The sequence below is a fragment of the Macrococcoides caseolyticum genome (assembly GCF_002902665.1).
GTDB lineage: Bacteria > Bacillota > Bacilli > Staphylococcales > Staphylococcaceae > Macrococcoides > Macrococcoides caseolyticum.
In genome coordinates, this window is sequence record NZ_PPRM01000093.1 from 1 (window position 1) to 1,277 (window position 1,277).

General features: G+C 23.8%; 2 protein-coding genes. Both read left to right on the forward strand.

Going from position 1 to position 1,277, the window contains the following annotated elements:
* Positions 1-727, forward strand: a 727-nt coding sequence (locus tag CD152_RS10320; RefSeq protein ID WP_205757047.1) for an oligosaccharide flippase family protein, incomplete at its 5' end; no start/stop codon positions are given.
* A 14-nt stretch (positions 728-741) separates the two neighbouring features.
* The coding region (locus CD152_RS10325) for a glycosyltransferase family protein (protein WP_146034111.1) at positions 742-1,277 on the forward strand (536 nt) is incomplete at its 3' end.

Sequence of the window (1,277 nt, forward strand, 5' to 3'; positions counted from 1 at the left end):
CTATGGATTAATTATAGGATTCGTTTTTTCTTACTTATCTGGTACTATCTTTTCCTTAAATATGTGGAAAGATATTCAAAAGTATAAAGAAACTGATAATACACTTATTAAAAATAAATTTTTCGAGAATATAGATCAATTAAAATATTCATCCACCTCTATTTTTATTAATACAATTTCAATGAGCTTAATAGTATTTGTAATTGATTTCTTTTACAATTCTTTAGAAGTTGGTTATTATGGCATGAGTTTGCGTATACTTAATATACCTATAACAATAATAAGTTTATCTTTGTCAAAATTATTTATGCAACAAGCCCATAAAGACTTCAAAGAAACTGGAACTTTTAGGAATATTTTAAAGAGCTTTAGTGTGTATTTATTGATTACTTCATTACTTTTCTTTTTACCTATGTATGTTATTCCTAAAGAATTTATTGAAACTATCCTGGGTAAAGAGTGGGTTTATATTATTACAGTTTTTAGAATATTAATACCTATGTATGTAATTAAATTGTTAGTAACAACATTATCTTTAAGTTTTATTGTTATAAATAAACAAAGTCTAGAACTGAGATTACAAACGCTTTTTCTAGTTTCAATCACTACAATTTCATTACTTACTTATTTATTTAATTTAACATTCGAAGAGTTTCTTTATAGTTTTTCAATGTTATTTTCTATTTGCTATTTAATTTATTATTATTTTATCTATAAATATGCTTAAACGGAGTGAATCTTTTGAATATTTTATTTATTACTCTTTTAGATTTAGAAAATCTAGATAGTAAAGGAATTTACCATGATTTAGTAAACGAATTAGCAAAACGTGGTCATTATATTACCGTGGTATGTCCCACAGAAAGTAGGTATGGAGATAGCACCAAACTTTTAAAGAAAAATAATATTAAGATACTTAAAGTTAGGGTTGGCGACATTACTAAAACTTCAAAGGTTAAAAAGGGAATTAATACTTTAAGAATAGAAAATCAATATGAAAAAGCAATAAATCGATTTTTGACCAACAGTAATTTTGATTTAATTATCTATACAACTCCTCCGATTACATTTAACAACTTAATAAAAAGATTAAAAGATCGATATAGTGCCAAAAGTTATTTATTATTAAAAGACATTTTTCCTCAAAATGCTGTAGACTTAAATATGTTTTCAAGCAATGGATTCATTTATAAATTTTTTAGATTAAAAGAAAAAAAACTTTATAAAATTTCAGATTTTATTGGAGCAATGTCTCAACAGAATATAAATTATCTATG